Below are 20,254 nucleotides of genomic sequence, written 5' to 3' on the forward strand. Positions count from 1 at the left end.
CAAAATCCGGGTCTGATGGCGGATTCGGCGGCAAACACGACACGTCGGAAATCTCCTGCGACGCATTCACAGCGACTGGAGAAAACGGAATCAGCGGGTCATGCCGATGACGGAACGGGCAGATTCGCGGAATCATCGCCAAAGCTTCTTCCGACTCGAACCGCTCTGATTCTGATCGGGCCGAATTCAAGGGGGCCGCCACGACAGCCTCGTGGTCTTCATATATAGTGTCGTCCGCACTGTTATAATGTCGAGCACCGCACGATGGAAAACGCGGTGGTAAATGGCTGCTTCTTTCGCGCGGGTTCCGCCTGTCCGTCTTAAAATTGTAAAACGAATTATGATAAGGCCCGCGTTTGGGGGTGGACTGTGGCGAGCCGCGATCAATATATTGCCCGGCGTCCGGCGTCCCCGTATCCGAGACTCTTGATAGGTCCGCCATACAGTGATCGACTACATCGAAAACAGCATCGAGAACGGCCGGCATATCGGGATGATCCGCGTGCTTTTAGGAACGGCATCGCTCGGGCTGCAACCTTTTCCAGCCCGAAAATTCAAGCGTCTCGTCGCGGACGGGCGCATGTTGCTGGAATACAAGGCCAATCGACCCAACAGGGCCGAAGAAATCCTTTTCAGGTTCTGCCGTCATCAGGCCCCGAGCCCCTGGGCCGTCACCTCTTATATCGCAAACGTCGTCAATCTGGGTGTTGACCGCCGATCCGGGGAAATCGCGCAGTCCAGGCATATGCCGCCGGAGCTCCTTCCCCTGATCGTTTCCGCAATGAAGCAGCGTGATGGCGATCTGGACGGAGCATTGCGCGCGCTGGAGGGCTCGGGCGGGGATTATCATGTGCGGAGCAAGATCGCTCATGCCCGGCGGGCGATCTTTCACCAGAAGCAGGACCACAATTCCCTCGCGATCGAAGGCATGAAATTCCTTCAGGACGAACCGGACCGGCTGCTGATACCCTTCACGATCACGACTGCCGGCGCGGCGGAATATGTAAAGCGCGACGACATTCTACGCTTCGCCATCCGCAGACTTCTGAGGGATCGCGATCGTATCTTGGATGATCCGGATTTGCTTCGACGCTTCTGGAACCACGGGCTGTCCGCGAGTTTGACGGTGTTCGACATCGATGGCGCGGTCACATTGCTGCGCGCAGCGAAAGGATTGAGAGTTCCAGGTGCCGCCGCGCGCCTGGAGGATCTTCTCCAGCTTCGTCAGGAAACCGAGGATTGGCGAGATATCATCGATGCGGTCTACCAGTCCATGCGAGCGAGAATGGATGACCCGTCCGATTCGGTTGAAACGGGACTTGTCAAACTGGTCGTTCCCGCCGCGGCCTTTCGCAAAAACCCGATCGACTATCCGGGGTTTAGAAGCGATATCCGCTTCGCGGTGAAAACGATAGCGAGGACGCTGACGTCCGCCGGATTGGATTTTCAGGTGACCGGCCAGATCCTCAATCACGGCAAACTGAGTTTTTCAGTTCCCTCTTTTTCCTATCACACGATCTCGCGTGACAGGAAAGCGTTGCATTTCAAGGAAACGGACAGGCCGTCCCGCTTCAGCTTCGATACGGGCGGTTACGCCGGATGGTCGGATTTCTCGACGAAATCCGTGGATGAACTGGATCTGCCAAGCGTCGACTACGACGAAGCGCTGGCTTTTTTCCGATCCGAGCAAGTCTCGATCATCGAAGGCAACATTTCCAAATATGCGCAGGCCGACCTTGCCTTCGCGGAGAAGCTACCGGACAAATTCGTCTTTATCGGACTTCAAGTGATCGGCGATGCCGTGCAGCGGCTCGCCTATGCATCGCCGTTCGCCATGATGGACGAGGTGATCGAGACCTGCCTGGAAAGAGGTCTATCGGTTGTGGTCAAGCGGCATCCCCAGGACAAGAACGGCCAGATCAGCGACTATCTGCGCTGCCGTGTGGAAAAAGGCCACATCAACCTGTCGACCGCCAGTATCCACACGCTGATCGCAAAATCCGAAGCCGTCTGCGTCATCAATTCCGGTGTCGGCGCGGAAGCGCTGCTGCACGAAAAGCCGGTCTATGTGTTCGGACGGGCCGATTATATGCAGGCCTGCTTCGTTTGCGAACATGCCGGTGATTTTACAAAACAATTCAGCCCTGGCCGCACGCGACTGCCTGCGGACCAATTGCATCGCTTCTGGTACCTGCTGCGCAATAGCTATGCCGTCAGTATCACCGACCGGGAAAAAAGCGCCCGGTGGATCCGCGAACGGGTCCTGCGGCATTTGCGTGAAACCGGCGTCCTGTCGACCTGATGTTATCATTTGGGCAGCCGCACCCACTCCACACGTCTTTCGTCTCGCCACAATCAGTGGACAAATCGAAAAATCGTTGAAATCAATAAGAGCGTTGCAATTATTGTCCGCATCCAACTGTCCCCTCGATCTCCCGGTCCGCACCAATGGCATGGCTCAAACAGTTCAATCGGTGGCGCCGCTCGCTGCGCTATCTGCTAAAATATCGCCTCAATCGGCCGGAATGGCCGAAACAGCCGCTGACCACTCCCGCATTGATCGTCGGATCAGCGCCGGTTTCTCATAAACCGCCGGGATTCGACGACCGATTCTTTGTGATTTGTATCAACGGCTCCCAGGCAGCAACCGAGGCCTGGAATATTGGCCGGCCGGATGTCACTTTCCTGCAGTTCAACCAGGTCAAGGGAAAGGGCGAACGGGCGGTCGCCGTCCGCAATGCGCTGAGCGGAAAACGCTGCGGCACGCTCCATGTCATCAGATGGCCGGAAAGCGAACAGGCCCTGCGCCAAGGGCTGGCGGCTTTTGACTACGGTTTCGACGACCTTCGCCTCATCGGGCAGTATCACCGCACCCGCCTGGCGGAAGATGTCCTTGGCCGCATCATCCGCGAGGGCGATAACGAAGCCAAATTCTCCAATGGCATCACCGCGGTTCTCTACGCCTTTCATAACGGGGCGCCGGCTGTCGTGATCACAGGCATCGACCCCTTCTCGAGCGGCCATGTCTATAACAGCCTCAACAAGGAGCGGCTGCATACGAACATGGATGTCGAAATCCTGCGTGAACTGTCGAATCGCGGCTTTCCGTTGTTCACCAGTGATCCGCAAGTGGCCGAATCGGTCGGGCTGCGCCTTTGGACGGGGGAAGCGATTGTCGCGGCCCGGTCCGCGTGACAGCACTGGTTACTCAATTCGCCGCCATGGCAAACCGCAGGCGCGCGCGGCGATAGGCATCGGGGATCGACAACGCCCAGATGAAAAGACCACCCGCATGCCGTCCCAGGAAGGATGTTTCCGGCGTGGTGGTGATATAGGTCAGGAACGAGAAGAGCACGACGAACAGCGCGAAGACCAGCCCACGTCGTGCTTCGCCGACCGCGACATGGCCACCGCCCGGCAGGATGACCGCCAGAAGAAGAACGAGATATGGATTCAGCGGTTTTGGCATAACAGGCCCTTATGCGGCTTGGAAAGCATGGGATGGTTGGACATCCTTGGTAAAAATGGCACTGAGTTCAACCGCCAGTTCGATCGCCCGCTCGATCGTTGATGCCGGCACGGTCTCCAGCGAGAACCGTGCCTGGCGCAGGAACATATGCGCGGCGCGCGTTCCCTGCGACGCCTGATAGATCACCCTCGTCGCTTTCTGCGTCATCACCGCCTCCTTGACCTGCGGATCGGCAAAGAGTTCTCCGAATTTCTCCCGGGCAGCAAGAGCCTGCTCCGGTGTCGCGCGGCCATCGCCGCGCATCAGCAGCGGCACCTCCGTTGCGGGCGGCGTCATCCAGTCCGGCAGGCCATGGACGAGCGAATAATATTCCGATCCGGTCGGACGGGCGAGCGCGCCCATTGTCGGAATGTCGCGCGCCTGCGTTCCGAGGAGCGTGACCGACAGCCAGAGTTGCGGCAGGCGGCGCGTCACCATCGTGTCGGCGATCAACTCGAGCCTGATCCTGCGACCGTCGGCGATTCGCCCTGTGACGACTGGAAATTGATCCGGCGCGAGACGAATATCCGGATCGCGCAGCAGGTCATGGGCTTCATCCAGCAGCCTGTGCCGTTTTCGAATGGCAGACCGATGTTCGGCGACGCCGGCGGCAACGATCAGGGCAAAAACCAGGAACGCCAGCACGCTGAACAGATAGGTGATCATCGACCTCTCCATGAACGAAAGACCCGCGGCCGACTTTCCGGCCGCGGGCAACTGTCTCGTCAATAGCCCTGCGGACGCGGCCAGGGCATGGTGAACTGATCACCCCGGCGCACATAGCGATAGCGGCGGAAATGGAACCAGAGGGAGGCAATGATGTAGAAGCTGACCATTGCGATAAGCTGCGTGCCATAGCCGAGGAACACGGCAACGTAGGCGGTGGCGCAGAGGATCAGAAGCACGATCGTCGGCAGCGGATGCATCGGGTGGACATAGCCGCGCTTGATCGTGTCGAGCGGCCATTTCTTGCGGAACATCACCATGTTGAAGGTCATGAACGTGTAGCCCAGCAGGCCCGACAGGATCGAGAAGGTCACCACCTGGTCGAGCGGCGCGCCGAGCGCGAAGATCAGTGCGATCGGCACCAGGAAGATGATCGAACGATACGGCGTGCGATAGACCGGATGCACCGCGCCGAACCAGATCGGCAGATAGCGATCGCGGCCCATCGAGAACCAGGCCCGCGAGGCGTCGTTGATGCAGCCATTGGCCGAGGCAAGCGTCGAGAACATGGTGCCGATGAACAAGAGCACCATCAGTCCGCTATTGCCGGTGACACGAGCCGCGTCGAAGAGCGGCGTGCCGGCCTGCCCGAGATATTCCCACGGGATCAAGCCCGAGCAGACATACCAGGTCATGGTCGCGGCGATCAGCAGCGTCATGATGCCGGCCATCGTGCCGTAGGGCAGCGAGCGCGCCGGCGAGCGCACTTCTTCCGCCGCCTGGCAGGTGCCTTCGATGCCGAGATAATACCACAGACCGAAATGCAGCGATGCAAGGATGCCGATCCAGCCATAGGGCATCGGATCCGTCGTCACGGCCGAGAAATCGAGTGGCACGCTCGACACCCCGAACTGCACAGCCAGGAAGAGCGCGATGATGGCGACGAAGGCAATGGCGGTGATGACGAGATTGAACGTCAGCGTCGCCAGAACACCGCGATAATTCAGCCAGGCGAGAAACAGCACGCAGAGAACGATGAACGGTTGCTGGTGCAGGCCGGTATGGCCCTGCATTCCGGCGACGGTATCGAGCAGGAAACCGATGGTGATGGCATTGGCCGCCTCCAGCATCGTATAGGCCATGACAAGGAACAGGCCGACATTGAAGGCCATCAATGGGCCGACGATATGCTTGGCTTGCGCATACTGGCCACCGGCGGCGGCAACCGTCGAGGTCACCTCGGAATCGATCATGGCAACGCAGGTATAGAGCAGGCCGGCCACCCAGCAGGCGACCAGGCCGGCGATCATGCCGCCCTTTCCGACGGCGAAGTTCCAACCCATATATTCGCCGACGAGGACGATGCCGACGCCGAGCGCCCAGATATGGGCGGGGCCGAGGACGCGCAACAACTGCAGCCGTTCGGGCTGCGCGGCGGTTTTCGTATCTACCATGTCGCGACCCTCACAGCGTGTGGCGTTCGGCTGCCGCTTCGATCTCGCCTTCGCGGGACGATGTCAGCAACTCGTTGTCATAGGTGGTGTCGATGCGAACCATGTCGAACAGCATCCAGGCGGCGAAGAGGGCCGAAAGCGCCCAGGCCGCGTATTCCAGAACAGTCCAGATATCCATTGAACTTCCCTACTTCTTCTTGTCGCCGAAGCGTTCCTGGATGACGTCGCGATATTCCCTGTCGGAAAGTCGCACCACCATGACGAAATAGCCGATCACCAGAATGGCCATAATCAACAGGGCAGCCCAACTGAACGAGTAATCGAAACGGGCAGTGATGATGTCGTTGGCCGCGGCCGGATCGGTGATCCCGAGCGCCGTCCATTGCTGCTGTTCGGTGGCGTTCTGGCCAAGCGCCTCCCAGGTTGGATTTTCAATTGGCGCCGGGGTCTTCGCGGCGCCCGCCAGACCGAGATAGAGCGGCAGATAAAGCGCTCCGATCGTCAGGACGAGAAGGGTGATGACGTCGAATATCTGTCCGGCGAAGCTCTGTTGCGGTGGTTTGTAGGCCATGGTCCCCTCCTAGCGCCGACGACGGCGCATCTCGTCGAGATGCTTGAGATCGAGCCCGTAGATGAAGTGCTTATCCTCCCGATAGTGCTTCAGCATCGCGAGGATGGCGGCCGTGTTGAACACCAGCACCAGGGCGCAGGCGGTCGCCAGGATGAAGCGAATGGCCGGCACGGAAATATAGGGCCAGACCCGGACCAGCGCGAAAAGCATCGTGCACCAAAGCACGGCGACAAAGATGATCAATCCAGCCTTGTCGCGCGAATGCATCCGATCGATGCGCGTCGCAAGATGCGCGTCGGCACCTGCTTCATGCGTTACCATGCGTTCCTCCCAGACCATGAAATGATGTTCCCGACTTGCCTTTCAGGCAAATTATTTTCTTTAGGAGAATATCGAGAAGAAACACGGCTCCGTCAAGGAGAACCTGCGCGCAAATGTCGCATTTGCACGAAAGTGAAGCAGAAAGTTTTGAAAAAGCCGATGTCCGCAGCGATGTCAATCGCCGGATGCCGGCGGCGCGGAGGGCGAAGCGGCGAGGTTCGGGATGCGGATTCGCATCCCGAAATCCCCTGGCCGGGCTTCAGGCCGCCACCGGCTCGCGCTGCCGGACGAAGGCGATCAGATCTTGAATGGTAATGAGCGGCATGGCGTGCGTTTCGGCGAAAGCCAGAAGTTCGGGAAGGCGCGCCATGGTGCCGTCGTCATTGGCGACTTCGCAGATGACACCTGATGGCATCAAGCCGGCGAGACGGGCGAGATCCACGGCAGCTTCCGTGTGACCCGGACGGGAGCGGACGCCGCCGGGATGGGAACGCAGCGGGAAGACGTGGCCGGGACGGGCAAACTCCGCCGGCTTTGCAGCGGGGTCCATCAGAGCCTTGACGGTCGCGGCGCGGTCCGACGCGGAAATGCCGGTGGTCGTTCCCGGCAGGTAATCGACCGAGACCGTGAAGGCGGTCTTGAGCAGTTCGGTGTTGTTGGGGACCATCAGGGGAATGTCGAGCGCATCCAGCCGCTGGCCTTCCATCGCTACGCAGATCAGCCCGCGTGCGTGCTTCATCATGAAGGCGATCGCCTCGGGTGTTACCGCTTCGGACGCGACGATGATGTCGCCCTCGTTCTCGCGGTCTTCGTCATCCACCACGACGATCATCTGGCCGCGCGCAAGGGCCGCGATCGCATCTTCAATTTTCGAGATTGCCATTTCATTGCCTTTCAAGGGTGCCGGTTTCGGCGTTAAACCACGGCTTTCGGCCGCCATTCATCCCTTGGGCGAACAGGCCCACGCGCCGCCCGAAAGGGCGGTTCCGCAGACATGTCCTCTTCCATCCGGACTCTAACCGTCGGCTCCGGCATCGCACCGGATCTGCTGACCCTTCCATTGGAAGGCGCTCGCGGGCTCCCGGATCGCTCCGGATACCGCCGGTGGGGAATTTCACCCCGCCCTGAGAACATTCTTTCAATAGCTTGAGGCAAGAGCCCCGTTCAAGCAAAAAAATTGCAACAATCTGTTCAAAATAACCGAACGAACTTCCGAAGCGCCATCACCAGCAGCAAAAGCCGCCATCGACCAGCAGATCGACGCCGGTCACGAAACTTGAAGCATTCGACAGCAGGAAGACCGCCGGGCCGACCATTTCATCGACATTCGCCATGCGCTGCATCGGCGTCTGCTCCTCGAACAGTTTTGTCTGATGCACCATTTCCGGCCGGGTATTCATCGGCGTTGCCGTATAGCCGGGGCTGATCGTGTTGACGCGAATGCCACGATCGACCCATTCCATCGCCATCGACTTGGTCATGTGGATGACGCCGGCCTTGGACGCATTGTAGTGGCACTGGTTGAGGCCCCGGTTGACGATGACGCCGGACATGGAGGCGATGTTGACGATCGAGCCGCGGCCGCTCTTCAGCATGGCGCGCGCTTCCGCCTGGCAGGACAGGAACACGCCCTTCAGGTTGATGTCCATCATCGTCTGAAACTGGCTTTCCTCCATCTCCTCGGCCGGATTGGCATTGGCGATGCCGGCGGCGTTGACGGCGAGCGTCAGCGCGCCGAGTTCGGCCTCGGTGCGCGCGACGGCGTCATTGAGCGCAGCGCTGCTCGTGACATCGGCGGCGATCTGGATGCTGCGGCAGCCTGCCCGCGCGATGAAATCGGCGGTATTGGCAAGACCGTCGTCGGTACGACGATCGAGAAGGGCTACATCCGCGCCGCACTGGGCAAGGCCCATCGCGATGCGCTGGCCGATGCCGCTGCCCGCCCCTGTGACGATTGCGACATTTCCAGAGAGATCGAAAAGCTTCGGCGCGTTGAGCTTGATTTCAGACATAGAGCATTTCCTTTCAGATCGTCGCCAATTCCATCACCGAGACGTCGTTTGCATCTTCGCGGTTCAGGATACCGGCCTGTTTTCCCTGGGCCATGACCATGATCCGGCCGGAGACGCCGAGCACCTCCTCCAGGTCGGAACTGACCACGATCACGGCAACGCCCTCGCGGGCGAGATCGATGATGAGATCGTAGATCGACGATCGGGCGCCGACGTCGATACCGCGTGTCGGCTCGTCGAGAACGACCACCTGCGGCTTGCGCGCCAGCCATTTGGCCAGCACCACCTTCTGCTGGTTGCCACCGGACAGTTCGCCCGCATTCTGGCCGCCACGCCCCTTGACGCCGAAGCGCTGGATGAACCCGTCGGCGAACTCGCGGATGCGGCGCGACGATATCCAGCCGTTGCGCGAGATTTCACCGAGATTGGCATAACCGATATTTTCCGCGATGGAATGATCGAGAACCACACCTTGCAGCTTGCGATCCTCCGGCACCAGAACGATGCCGTTGCGGATCGCGTCGATCGGCGAGCGCGGCGTCACGGGCTTGCCATGCAGCAGGACCTCGCCGGCGGAGATCGGGTCGGCGCCGGTGATGGCGCGCACGAGTTCGGTCCGGCCAGCGCCCATCAGGCCGGCAATGCCGAAGACCTCGCCCTTGCGGACGGAAAAATTGATGTCGCGGAATGTGTTGGCGGGCGAAGACAGGCCACGAACCTCAAGCGCCACATGCTCGGACGGTGTCGGCAAGCTCGGGAACATACGCTCCAGCGAGCGGCCGACCATGGCTTCGACGATGGTGCGGATCGGCACATCGCCCGTGTCGAATTCCTGAACCTTGGCGCCGTCACGCATGACGACGATGCGGTCGGCGATCTGGCGGATTTCCTCCAGCCGATGCGAAATATAGATGATGCCCACGCCATCCGCTTTCAGGCGGGCGATCTGCTGGAAGAGAAGCTGGGTTTCCTCGCCCCCGAGCGCTGCCGTCGGCTCGTCGAGAATGAGAAGGCGCGCGTTCAGCGTCAGCGCCTTGGCGATTTCGATGAGCTGCTGCTTTCCCGTCGACAGGCCCTCGACCAGACGATCGGGCGAGACGTCGAGGCCGAGCCTTTTCAGGCCATGGCGCGCCCGTTCCTCCATGCCCTTGCGATCGATGCGGCCCTTCTTCATCGGGTAACGACCAAGGAAGACGTTTTCGGCGATCGAGAGCTTCGGGAGCAGTTTCAACTCCTGATGGATCATGCCCACGCCTTCGTCCATCGCAGCGCGGGGATTGGCGGGGGCATAGGCTGCCCCCGACCAGGTCATGTCTCCGGCAGACGGCTGGACGGTGCCCGAGATGATGTTCGACAAGGTCGACTTCCCGGCACCGTTTTCACCGAGCAGCGCCACGACCTCTCCCGGATAGATGTCGAGATCGACACCATGGAGAACCTTGATCGGACCGTAGGATTTCTGCACCCCACGGAGCGAGAGGATGGGAGAGCGGGTCGTCATGGCGCTGCCTTTCGCATCAGGACGGATTACGGATGGTTCTTGACGAATTCCGGTGCATTTTCGCAAGTCGTCAGAACCGCGTTCGGGGTCTGGCGCTCTTCGACCTTCTGGCCGGCAGCGACCGCGATCGCGGATTCAACGGCGAGGACACCCATCTTCTGCGTGCTCTGGGTCGCGGTTGCGATGAACGGACCCTTGCACTTGGCAAGATATTCGAGCGCCGAGACGTCGCCGTCGTAACCGCCGATGATCACCTTGTCCGAAAGGTTGGCAACATCGACAGCCTTGGCGGCGCCCATGGCGAGACCATCGGCCTGACCGAAGATGATCGTGATGTCCGGGTTTGCCTGCAGCATGTTCTGGGCGATCGAGAAGCCTTCGTCCGCCGACCACATCTGGCTCCACTGCTGGTCGACCAGTTCGACGCCGGAGTTTTCATCGATGGCGCGCTTGCAACCGGTGAAGCGATCGACTTCCGGCGTCGTGCCCTTCTGGCCGTGGATGATCGCCATCTTGCCCTTGCCGCCGGCCTTTTCGATGATGTGCTTGCACACGGCATAGGCCGATTCGACGCTTTCACCGGCGATGAACGTGTCGCCCGGTGCGCCCTCGGGAACACGGTCGACGTTGATGACCGGGATGCCGGCTTCGCGAGCAAGGCGGGTCGGCACGGCGGCGGCGGCGGCGCCGGCCGGGATATAGATGAAGGCGTTGATGTCCTGTGTCATCAGGTCCTGCACCTGGCTGACCTGGGTGTTGGTGTCGTTCTTCGCGTCGACGACGACGACCTCGATGCCCTTTTCCTTGGCATGCTTTTCGACGCCCAGCTTGATCTGGTTGAAGAAGTCAGCCTGCAGGTTCGGAACGGCAAGGCCGATCTTCTTGACGTCGGCGGCGGCGGCCGGAAGTGCCAGGATCGAAGCAGCGGTTGCTGCGAGAAGCAGTTTGGACAGTTGCATTGGTTTCTCCTCCGAGTTACCCGGTGATCTCCTGCGCTTGCAGGTGCCACCTTCCCTTTTGCCGGCTCGCACCATTGCGAACCGTTATCAGCCCCTCGCCACGCTCCAGCCGCGAGGGGAAAGCCGTTATTTGCGCTTGCGATAGGTTTCCGCCGTGACGGCGAGCACGATGACCGCGCCGATGATGACCTGCTGCATGAAAGGCGAGACGCTGAGCAGGTTGAGGCCGTTGCGCAGGACACCGATGATGAGGACGCCGATAATGGTGCCGCCGATGCCGCCCGTGCCGCCCGACAGCGATGTGCCGCCGATCACGACCGCCGCGATGGCGTCGAGTTCATAGGAAACACCCGAGGATGGCTGGACGGAGTCGAGACGGGCCGCAAGCACCATGCCCGAAAGGCCGGCGAGGAAGCTGCAGACCACATAGACGAGCACCGTCGCGCGCGGGACGTTGATGCCGGCGAGGCGGGCGACTTCCGGATTGCCGCCGATGGCATAGAGCACCCGGCCGCCGTGACGGTAGCGCTGGTAGAGAAGCCCGACGATGAAGACCACGACCATCACGGCAACCGTCAGGGTCAGGAAGCCGCCAAAGCGCACGATGGCCATCATGTTGAACCAGGCCGGGAACCCGATGATCTGCTGGCCATCGGTGATCATGTTCGCAACGCCGCGCGTCATCGACATCATCGCCAGTGTCGCTATGAACGGCGGCACGTTGAAACGCGTGATCAGCAGGCCGGCGATAAGGCCGTTCAGCGAGGCAGCGACAAGCGCCAGCGAGATGGCGAGCCACATCGGCACACCCAGCACGACGTTGAGATAACCGAGCACCATCATCGCCAGCGCCAGCACCGAGCCGACGGCGAGATCGATGCCGCCGATCAGGATGACCATCGTCATGCCGACGGCCATCACGCCCAGAACCGTGATCTGGTCGAGCACGTTGAGGAAATTCCGGATCGACAGGAACTTGTCCGTTGCGAACGTGAGGAACAGGCAGAGCACGATCAGGCCTATCAGCGGACCGGTCGCGCCGCGAAGCGACGGTAGGAACCCGCCAGCGAATGCCTGTCTTTCCTTTACTGCCGCCACCATCAGCGCTTCTCCTCCCGGGCCGATGCCCTGCATCAAGGCAGCGCATCGCATAAATATTCAGTAATGTGTGTAAATTCGTATCCGGCAAAAATCCGAGTGTCAACACATGGCGAAAAACTTATTTTAGGCATTCTACACACATTTGAACTTGACTTGCCGAACTCTCATGCAAATATAAAGGCAACTGTATATTTATTCACAATGAGGTTTACATGCAGCCGAACGATCTCGACCGCATCGCTCGACAGATTCGCCTTCGCGATCTGCAGGCGGTTTTCGAAGCCGGCGCCGGCCATATCGGCGGGGAAATGTCGGCTATCGACATATTGACGGCGCTCTATTTCCGCGTTCTGCGCATCTGGCCGGACCAGCCGAAGAACCCGGATCGCGACCGTTTCGTCCTGTCGAAGGGGCATGTCGCGCTGGCGCTCTATGTCACGCTCGCCAAGCGCGGCTTCATTCCGGAGGAAGAGGTCGCCACTTTCCTGAAGCCGCATTCGCGCCTCAACGGCCACCCGAACTGCAACAAGGTGCCGGGCGTCGAGACCAATACCGGCCCGCTCGGCCATGGCCTGCCGGTCGCGGTCGGGATGGCAAAGGCGGCCAAGCTGACGGGCGCGAAGTACCATACCTATGTCATGACCGGCGACGGCGAGATGCAGGAAGGATCCAACTGGGAGGCGATCGCATCGGCCGCACAGTTCGGTCTCGACAACCTGACCCTGATCATCGACCACAACCGCTTCCAGCAGGGCGCCTCGTTGAAAGACACCAACAATCTCGCCCCCTTCCCGGCAAAGCTTTCGGCCTTCGGCTGGGACGTCACCGAAATCAACGGCAATGCCATGGACGAGATCGTTCCGGCGCTGGAAAAGCGTGGCAGCGGCCCGCATTGCATCGTTGCTCATACCAACAAGGGTCACGGCATCTCGTTCATGCAGGATACGGTCGACTGGCATCACAAGGTGCCGAATGCCGAACAGTACAAGATTGCCGTTGCTGAGCTTTCGGAGGCCCTGTGATGAAAGACGTAATGACCTCTCCCAAGCTGCATGACTGCCGCGACGCCTTCGTTGCCACATTGGAACGCCTCGGCGCCGACAATCCGAAGATCGTCGCCGTCTGCAACGACTCGGTCGGATCCTCCAAGCTCGGCGGCTTCAAGTCCAAGTGGCCGGAACGCCTGGTCAATGTCGGCATCGCCGAACAGAACATGGTCGGCGTCGGCGCCGGCCTCGCCAATGGCGGCCTGATGCCCTTCGTCTGCGGCGCCGCCTGCTTCCTGACAGGCCGGTCCCTGGAGCAGATCAAGGCCGACATCGCCTATTCCAATGCCAATGTGAAGCTGATCGGCATCTCGTCGGGCATGGCCTATGGCGAACTCGGACCGACACATCATTCGATCGAGGATTTCGCCTGGACCCGCGTCCTGCCGAATCTGCCGGTTGTCGCCCCCTGCGATTCGATTGAAACGGCCGCCGCCGTCGAATGGGCAGCGGGCTATGATGGCCCCGTTTTCCTCCGCCTCTCCCGCGTGGGCGTTCCGGATCTGCTGCCGGCAGGCCATAAGTTTGAGCTCGGAAAGGCAAACCTGCTGCGCGATGGCGACGCCATCACGCTGATTGCCAACGGCACCGTGACCCATCGGATGATGAAGGCCGCCGCCATCCTTGCCGAGCAAGGCATCGAGGCGCGCGTGCTGAACATGGCGACCGTTCGTCCGATCGACGTCGATGCCGTCGTCGCAGCCGCCCGCGAAACCGGCGCGATCCTGACCGCGGAAGAGCATTCGACCTTTGGTGGTCTCGGTTCGGCGATCGCGGAAGTGGTCGTCGCCGAAGCGCCGGTGCCGATGAAAATTCTCGGCGTTCCCGGTATCTTCGCCCCGACCGGTTCGGCGGAGTTTCTGCTGGATGAATTCGGAATGTCGCCCGCAGCCATCGCCGAGGCGGCCGTTGCACTGATTGCACGGACATCTTCCCGCATATCCTGATGTGCGATTAGATTCCGTGTGAGGCGCGACGAGTCCTTCCTAGTCGCGCCTCTAGTTTCTGCCGCAGGAGCAAATCATGACGACCGCCATCCTTGCCATCGACCAGGGCACGACCAACTCGAAAGCCGTGCTTGTTTCCACGGTCGGCGATATCCTGTCGCGCGGCGCGTCTCCGGTCGGCATCGAACATCCGCAGCCCGGCTGGGTCGAACAGAACCCGGTGCGTCTGTGGCAGTCCGTTCAGGAGGCTATCGCCGCCTGCCTTCAGGCGGCACCCGCCGTCGATATTCTCGGTATCGCCATTTCCAACCAGCGTGAATCCGTCACCATCTGGGATGCCAAGACCGGAAAGTCTCTCGGCCCGGTGGTCAGCTGGCAATGCCGCCGCAGCGCGCCAGCCTGCGCAGACCTGATCGCAGCCGGTCATGCGCCGCGCGTTCAGGCGCTGACCGGCCTTCCCATCGACCCGATGTTCCCCGGCCCCAAGATGAAATGGCTGCTGGATCGCGTTCCTGCCGGAAGCGATATCCGGCTCGGCACGATCGACGCCTGGCTGATCCATTGCTTCACCGATGGCGTCGTCCACGCCTGCGACGCCGCTAACGCCGCGCGCAGCCAGCTTTATGATCTCAACGAACAGGTCTGGAGCGACGAACTCTGCGACCTCTTCGGCGTGCCGAAATCCGCCCTGCCCGAAGTGCGCGACAGCGCCGCTCGGTTCGGCGTCACGAAGAACGTGCCCGGTCTCCGGGACGGCATTCCGATTGCGTCGGCGATCGGCGACAGCCACGCGGCTCTGTTCGGCCACGGTGCCTTCGAGCCTGGTGATGGCAAGGTGACATTCGGAACCGGCTCCTCGATCATGACGACCCTGCCGCGTTTCATCGCGCCGGAACAGGGCATCACCACCACCATCGCTTGGTCGATCGCCGGAAAGCCGACCTATGCCTTTGAGGGTAACATCCTCGTCTCGGCGGCATCCCTGCCCTGGATGGCGGAGATGCTCGGGCTAACCGACGTGCAGGCACTGACGGAACTGGCCGCAACGGCGGAACCGCAAGGCCCCGGCTTCGTGCCAGCCTTCGTCGGCCTCGGGGCGCCCTATTGGCACTCCGACGCCCGCGCGCTTTTCTCCGGCATAACCTTCAACACCACCCGCGCCCAGATGGCACGCGCCGTGACCGATTCGATCGCATTCCAGGTTCATGACGTCTTCAAGGCGATGTCGTCGCAATCCCCCACGGCGCTCGGCCGCCTCTATGCTGACGGCGGCCCCAGCCGAAATGATTTCCTGATGCAATGCGTGGCAGATATGTTGAACCACACCATCATCCAGTGCGATGCACCGGAAGCCTCCGCCCTTGGCGCGGCCTATCTCGCCGGCCTTTCACTGGGCATCTGGCCGGATCTCGCCGCGATTGCCGCCCTGCCGCGTTCGAGCAAGCCTATCACACCGCGTGCCTCCGATGCAGCAGCGCGTCTCCAAGTTTGGCAGGACGCAATCTACCGCTCGACCGCTCACAACCCTTCATTTATGAGTGAATAAAAATTCACTAATGGAGACCTCCGTGGGACGACTGAACGAGTTGCGACTGATCGCCAGAATAGCGCAAATGTACCATGTCGAGGGCAAGCGGCAGGCCGAGATCGCCGAGATCATGCATATGTCGCAGGCCACTGTTTCGCGCATGCTGAAGCGGGCCGAGCAGGAAGATATCGTGCGCACGACGGTCATTCCCCCGGCCGGCACCTTCGCGGATCTCGAAACCGCGCTGCGTGACAGATACAGCCTCACCGAAGCCATCGTCATCGACTGCTCGGAGGACCGTGACGGCGCCATCATGGCGCGGATCGGCGAAGCGGCGGCCCATTTTCTCGAAGTGACGCTGCAGCAGGACGAGATCGTCGGCGTCTCCAGCTGGAGCCAGACGATCCTGCGGATGGTCGACAATATCCATCCGCTGAAAAACGCCAAGGCGAAGTACATCGTGCAGATTCTTGGCGGCATGGGCGATGCTTCCGTGCAGACCCACGCCACGCAGCTGACGGCGCGCCTTGCCAAGCTCACCGGCGGCGAACCGCGTCTGCTGCTGGTGCAAGGCATCACCTCTTCGCGCGAAGCCAAGCTCGTCATGCTCGCCGATCCCGTGGTGCGCGAGACGATGGACCTCTTCGGCCGCTTGAGCCTTGCCATCGTCGGCATCGGCGCGGTGGAACCGTCGGAACTGCTCGCCCGCTCGGGCAACACGTTTTCCCGCCAGGAAATGACGATGCTGCATGAGGCCGGTGCCGTCGGCGAAATTTCCTACCGGTTCTACGACAGGCAAGGAAAGCCGGTCGAGACGCCACTCAACGAACGGGTCATCGGCCTGTCACTCGAGGAACTGCGCAAAACCGACCGCGTCATGGCCCTGGCCGGCGGCGAATCCAAGACACAAGCCATTGCTGGCGCTCTGAAACTGGGCGTCATCGATGTGCTTGTCACCGACAAGTTCACAGCAGCCCGGCTGACGGCCTGATCCATCCCGGACCAGTCCTGGCCTGCTGCGCATTATGGAGAAGAGACCATGACACGTTTTGCAGGCCAGACCGTCTTCGTGACCGGTGGCAACAAGGGGATCGGGCGCGGCATCGCCAAGCGCTTTGCCGAAGAGGGCGCGAAGGTCGCGATTGCCGCGATTGAGAACGATACGGTCGAGGCCGCAGCCACGCTCGCCAAGGAAACCGGCGCGGAAATCCTCGGCCTCGTGCTTGACGTCACCGACGCCAAGGCCGTGCAGGAAGCCTATGGAGAGGCGGAAGCCAAGCTGGGCGCGATCTCCATTTCCGTGCAGAATGCCGGCGTCATCACCATCGCCAAGGTCGAAAACCTGACCGAACGTGAATGGGACCTCAACCTCGACGTCAATACCAAGGGCGTCTTCCTCTGCTGCCAGGAAGCGATCCGCCGTTTTCGCGCCAGCGGCACCAAGGGCCGGCTGATCAACACCGCCTCCGGACAGGCCCGCCAGGGTTTCATCTATACACCACATTACGCCGCCTCAAAATTCGGCGTCGTCGGACTGACCCAGAGCCTTGCCAAGGAACTCGCTCGTGAAGGCATCACCGCCAACGCCATCTGCCCCGGCATCATCCACACCGAAATGTGGGACTATAACGACCGCGTCTGGGGCCAGATGCTCGGCGAATACGGTCCCGGCGAACTGATGGCCGAATGGATTGAAGGCATCCCGATGGGGCGCGCCGGCACCCCGGCCGAAGTCGGCGCCCTTGTCGCCTTCCTTGCCTCCGCCGACGCAGCCTATATCACCGGCCAGACCATCAATATCGATGGCGGCCTGATCATGTCGTAATCTTCGGCGACCGCATGACGTCGTGCCTTGGATGGCGCCAGATACAGGACCACATCACGATCCCGCGGCGCGGTGTGGTCGTTTCTCTCGTCAATTAATGCTCCAGTTGCCTCGCCCCTCGCCGATGTCCTTCAGAGCCGCATCACCATCTTGATCCGCTCCGCAATCCATGCCTCTATTCAAACGCATAGGCGGAGGATGGATCGTGACGGCAGAACGGGGAACGGTTAATTTGCGCAAGAATTCCAACCGTGTTGGGCCGGGCTATCCGCAGGTCGTCGTGCTTGTCGGCGCGACAGGCGACCTCTCCCGGCGCAAGCTGTTGCCGGGGCTGTTTCATCTGATCAATGCAGGCTTCATCCCGGGCTGCCGGATCGTCGGCGTTTCCCTCGACGACATCGATGTCGATGCCTTCCGTACCATCGCCCGGGAATCGCTGGACACGTTCCTGACCCGCAAGTTCACCAAGGCCGAATGGGAGGCTTTCTCCGAATCGCTTGACTATGTCTCGCTTTCCGCCGGCGCCGGGGCACTGAAGGAAGCGGTCGCCAAAGCCGAGGAAGCGCTCGGGCCTGAGACGCGGCGCGTGCATTACCTCTCGGTGCCGCCGAAGGCAGCGCTTCCGGCCGTCCAGCTTCTCTCCGAGGCCGGGCTGGTCGAACGCTGCCGCATCATCATGGAAAAGCCTTTCGGCACCGACCTTGCCAGTGCCGTCGAGCTGAACCGGAAACTGCACGAGGTGTTCGAGGAAAAGCAGATTTTCCGAATCGACCATTTCCTCGGAAAAGAACCGGCGCAGAATATCCTCGCCTTCCGCTTCGCCAACGGCCTGTTCGAGCCGATCTGGAACCGCAATTTCATCGACCATGTGCAGATCGACGTGCCGGAAACACTCGGCCTTTCCACCCGCGCCGCGTTTTACGAGACCACCGGCGCCTATCGCGACATGGTGGTCACGCATCTCTTCCAGATCCTTGCCTTCATGGCGATGGAGCCACCGACCGCGCTGGAGCCGGCGCCGATTTCGGAGGAGAAAAACAAGGTGTTCCGCTCCATGCTGCCGATCGAGCCACGCGACGTGGTGCGCGGCCAGTATGTCGGCTACCGCAAGGAGCCGGGCGTCGATCCCGAGAGCGATACCGATACGTTCATCGCGCTCAAATGCGCCATCGACAACTGGCGCTGGGCCGGCGTGCCGTTCTTTCTCAGGACGGGGAAGCGCCTGGCCGAAGGGCAGCGCATTATCTCGATCGCCTTTCGCGAGCCGCCGAAATCGATGTTCCCGGCAGGTTCGGGCGTCGGCGCGCAGGGGCCGGATCATCTCACCTTCGACCTTGCCGATGCCTCCAAGGTCTCGCTGTCCTTCTACGGCAAGCGCCCCGGTCCGGGCTTCCGGCTCGACAAGCTCTCCCTGCAGTTCGCAATGAGCGAAACCGGCCTGATCGGCGAAGTGCTGGAAGCTTACGAGCGCCTGATCCTCGACGCCATGCGCGGCGACCATACGCTGTTCACCTCCGCTGAAGGCATCGAGCGGCTCTGGGAAGTCTCCCAGTCCCTGCTCGACAACCCGCCGCCGGTTCGGCTCTACGATCAGGGCAGCTGGGGACCGAAGTCGATCCACCAGCTTATCGCTCCGCACGCCTGGCGCTTGCCGTTCGAGCGGGCATGGCGGGATTCGTCGAAGGGGTGACCTGAGGAAGCGAGGCGGCTGCGCGAAGTTTGAGTTGACCGTTTTCGATCGTGAAACGAGACTTGCGGCTGATAGCAAGGCAGGAGGAAGAATGATGGATGAGCCAAACCGCTGGCGCCATATGGAAAGCGCCCCCAAGGACGGCCGCCGGATCCTGGTCACCATCCATCCTTCCGAGCAGGGGGCATCGGAAGTCGATCTCGCCTATTGGTCGCATGGCGATCAGTTCGGTGCGGAAGGCTGGCGGGCCGCGGACTCATCGCCCGGCTGCGTCATCGAATATGCCGAGCCCGAATTGAAATGCTGGATGGCAATGCCCTCGGCAAACCCCAGTCGTACGTCCATGCCTTCGCCATGGAAAGGCGAAGAAGATCAGGAACTCGACGGCTCCGGTATTTGATACTGGAGAAGCCCAAGGTGAGATCGCCGCTGTGGGCGCAACCGCGCGTTATTATACCGCGACGCCCGCTCGGCACGGACGAATACTACAAATAGCAGCAGAGCAACCACGCTACGTGGATATACCCAAACGTGTTCAAGCCGTAATTAACGCGTTTTCCGGCTGATCGCCGCCGTCACGATCGGCACCGCCATCGCTGCGAGGGAGCCGAGCGGCAACCGTCGCAAAGCCATCGTCATAAGACATGAACTCGCGGTAAGAGCAGCAAACTTTGCCCACGGATAAGCACCGAGTTGGGATCGGGCGCTGGAATTGGCCCATCTGACGCTGGAGCGGGTCACCACGCCCACCCGCGCACGGATCAGGTCCAGCCTGGCGCGCAAAAGGTCGATATCTTTTTCGAGAATGTCGTGGCGAAGCCTGGCGCGCTCATCCGGCGTCGCGACGGTCTCCACAAGCGGATCGGCATCGTCGGAGCCGTAGAGGAAAACCTCCTCCTGCGGGATATGGGCCTTGTTCAACATAACAGCTCCTATCGTGACGGATGATGGTCGCCCTTATCGCCCTCTCCGGGCTTGGCCTTGGTCTTCGCCTTGGTGCGGCGGTCGGCGGACAGCGACTTACCGACATCCACGGACTCCTTGAAGCGGCCTTGCTCGTCTCGCCGAACATAACGCTTGTCGGTTCCGGTATCGATGGTTTCACGCTTGGTCATCATCCTACTC

Annotated in this window: 22 protein-coding genes and 1 riboswitch; of the genes, 9 read left to right on the forward strand and 13 right to left on the reverse strand. The window is 61.0% G+C overall.

Translation table 11 applies throughout. From position 1 onward, the window contains the following. Nucleotides 1-445: 445 nt before the first annotated feature. Together ACST81_RS17125 and ACST81_RS17130 are read left to right on the forward strand one after the other, a co-directional pair. Nucleotides 446-2,302 (forward strand): capsular polysaccharide export protein, LipB/KpsS family, encoded by a 1,857-nt coding sequence (locus tag ACST81_RS17125; protein ID WP_438749371.1) that lies wholly within the window; start codon nt 446-448, stop codon nt 2,300-2,302. 146 nt (nt 2,303-2,448) lie between these two features. Next, the gene (locus ACST81_RS17130; RefSeq protein ID WP_438749372.1) at nt 2,449-3,195 is read left to right on the forward strand and encodes a membrane-anchored protein; all 747 of its coding nucleotides are present in this window, start codon (nt 2,449-2,451) and stop codon (nt 3,193-3,195) included. A 13-nt stretch (nt 3,196-3,208) separates the two neighbouring features. Here ACST81_RS17130 and ACST81_RS17135 read toward each other — a convergent pair whose 3' ends face one another. From ACST81_RS17135 to ACST81_RS17185, 11 genes are all read right to left on the reverse strand, one after another. Continuing rightward, nucleotides 3,209-3,469 carry a hypothetical protein gene (locus ACST81_RS17135; RefSeq protein ID WP_438749373.1) on the reverse strand — a complete coding sequence of 87 codons (261 nt, stop codon included), beginning with the start codon at nt 3,467-3,469 and terminating at the stop codon, nt 3,209-3,211. A 9-nt stretch (nt 3,470-3,478) separates the two neighbouring features. Then, nucleotides 3,479-4,174: a hypothetical protein gene (locus tag ACST81_RS17140; protein ID WP_438749374.1), complete on the reverse strand. Its 696-nt coding sequence runs from the start codon at nt 4,172-4,174 to the stop codon at nt 3,479-3,481. A 59-nt stretch (nt 4,175-4,233) separates the two neighbouring features. Further along, nucleotides 4,234-5,628, reverse strand: a complete 1,395-nt coding sequence (locus ACST81_RS17145; protein WP_438749375.1) for an APC family permease — start codon at nt 5,626-5,628, stop codon at nt 4,234-4,236. Nucleotides 5,629-5,638: 10 nt separating this feature from the next. Next, the gene (locus tag ACST81_RS17150) at nt 5,639-5,806 is read right to left on the reverse strand and encodes a hypothetical protein (protein ID WP_438753796.1); all 168 of its coding nucleotides are present in this window, start codon (nt 5,804-5,806) and stop codon (nt 5,639-5,641) included. 9 nt (nt 5,807-5,815) lie between these two features. Further along, nucleotides 5,816-6,199 (reverse strand): hypothetical protein, encoded by a 384-nt coding sequence (locus ACST81_RS17155; RefSeq protein WP_438749376.1) that lies wholly within the window; start codon nt 6,197-6,199, stop codon nt 5,816-5,818. 9 nt (nt 6,200-6,208) lie between these two features. Next, nucleotides 6,209-6,520, reverse strand: a complete 312-nt coding sequence (locus tag ACST81_RS17160) for a hypothetical protein (RefSeq protein ID WP_438749377.1) — start codon at nt 6,518-6,520, stop codon at nt 6,209-6,211. Nucleotides 6,521-6,779: 259 nt separating this feature from the next. Then, nucleotides 6,780-7,403: a 3,4-dihydroxy-2-butanone-4-phosphate synthase gene (gene ribB, locus ACST81_RS17165; protein WP_438749378.1), complete on the reverse strand. Its 624-nt coding sequence runs from the start codon at nt 7,401-7,403 to the stop codon at nt 6,780-6,782. A 109-nt stretch (nt 7,404-7,512) separates the two neighbouring features. Beyond that, nucleotides 7,513-7,656, reverse strand: a riboswitch (FMN riboswitch). Between the two features lie 87 nt (nt 7,657-7,743). After that, nucleotides 7,744-8,532 (reverse strand): SDR family oxidoreductase, encoded by a 789-nt coding sequence (locus tag ACST81_RS17170; protein WP_438749379.1) that lies wholly within the window; start codon nt 8,530-8,532, stop codon nt 7,744-7,746. 13 nt (nt 8,533-8,545) lie between these two features. Further along, on the reverse strand, nt 8,546-10,033 hold the full coding sequence (locus tag ACST81_RS17175; protein ID WP_438749380.1) for a sugar ABC transporter ATP-binding protein: 1,488 nt from the start codon (nt 10,031-10,033) through the stop codon (nt 8,546-8,548). Nucleotides 10,034-10,059: 26 nt separating this feature from the next. Continuing rightward, the gene (locus ACST81_RS17180) at nt 10,060-10,992 is read right to left on the reverse strand and encodes a substrate-binding domain-containing protein (protein ID WP_438749381.1); all 933 of its coding nucleotides are present in this window, start codon (nt 10,990-10,992) and stop codon (nt 10,060-10,062) included. A gap of 126 nt (nt 10,993-11,118) precedes the next feature. Continuing rightward, a complete protein-coding gene (locus tag ACST81_RS17185) occupies nt 11,119-12,093 on the reverse strand; it encodes an ABC transporter permease (RefSeq protein ID WP_438749382.1) in 975 nt (324 codons plus the stop codon). 212 nt (nt 12,094-12,305) lie between these two features. On the opposite strand from ACST81_RS17185, the gene ACST81_RS17190 reads away from it, so the two are divergent. From ACST81_RS17190 to ACST81_RS17220, 7 genes are all read left to right on the forward strand, one after another. Beyond that, complete coding sequence (locus ACST81_RS17190; RefSeq protein ID WP_438749383.1) at nt 12,306-13,115, forward strand: transketolase; 810 nt, start codon at nt 12,306-12,308, stop codon at nt 13,113-13,115. Beyond that, nucleotides 13,115-14,086: a transketolase family protein gene (locus ACST81_RS17195; RefSeq protein ID WP_438749384.1), complete on the forward strand. Its 972-nt coding sequence runs from the start codon at nt 13,115-13,117 to the stop codon at nt 14,084-14,086. The genes ACST81_RS17190 and ACST81_RS17195 overlap by 1 nt, the downstream gene beginning before the upstream one ends. Nucleotides 14,087-14,162: 76 nt before the next feature. Further along, the gene (locus ACST81_RS17200) at nt 14,163-15,632 is read left to right on the forward strand and encodes an FGGY family carbohydrate kinase (RefSeq protein WP_438749385.1); all 1,470 of its coding nucleotides are present in this window, start codon (nt 14,163-14,165) and stop codon (nt 15,630-15,632) included. Between the two features lie 22 nt (nt 15,633-15,654). Beyond that, nucleotides 15,655-16,605: a sugar-binding transcriptional regulator gene (locus ACST81_RS17205; protein WP_438749386.1), complete on the forward strand. Its 951-nt coding sequence runs from the start codon at nt 15,655-15,657 to the stop codon at nt 16,603-16,605. Between the two features lie 48 nt (nt 16,606-16,653). Then, on the forward strand, nt 16,654-17,439 hold the full coding sequence (locus ACST81_RS17210) for an SDR family oxidoreductase (protein WP_438749387.1): 786 nt from the start codon (nt 16,654-16,656) through the stop codon (nt 17,437-17,439). Between the two features lie 232 nt (nt 17,440-17,671). Continuing rightward, complete coding sequence (gene zwf, locus ACST81_RS17215) at nt 17,672-19,129, forward strand: glucose-6-phosphate dehydrogenase (RefSeq protein ID WP_438753634.1); 1,458 nt, start codon at nt 17,672-17,674, stop codon at nt 19,127-19,129. Between the two features lie 94 nt (nt 19,130-19,223). Continuing rightward, complete coding sequence (locus ACST81_RS17220; protein ID WP_438753636.1) at nt 19,224-19,529, forward strand: hypothetical protein; 306 nt, start codon at nt 19,224-19,226, stop codon at nt 19,527-19,529. A gap of 146 nt (nt 19,530-19,675) precedes the next feature. On the opposite strand, the gene ACST81_RS17225 is transcribed toward ACST81_RS17220, so the two are convergent. Together ACST81_RS17225 and ACST81_RS17230 are read right to left on the reverse strand one after the other, a co-directional pair. Further along, nucleotides 19,676-20,053 carry a hypothetical protein gene (locus tag ACST81_RS17225; RefSeq protein ID WP_438749388.1) on the reverse strand — a complete coding sequence of 126 codons (378 nt, stop codon included), beginning with the start codon at nt 20,051-20,053 and terminating at the stop codon, nt 19,676-19,678. Nucleotides 20,054-20,061: 8 nt separating this feature from the next. After that, nucleotides 20,062-20,244, reverse strand: coding sequence for a hypothetical protein (locus ACST81_RS17230; protein ID WP_438753639.1), 183 nt, complete (start codon nt 20,242-20,244; stop codon nt 20,062-20,064). Nucleotides 20,245-20,254: the final 10 nt, after the last annotated feature.

The sequence above is a fragment of the Pararhizobium sp. O133 genome, assembly GCF_051669845.1.
Classification (GTDB): Bacteria; Pseudomonadota; Alphaproteobacteria; order Rhizobiales; family Rhizobiaceae; genus Pararhizobium.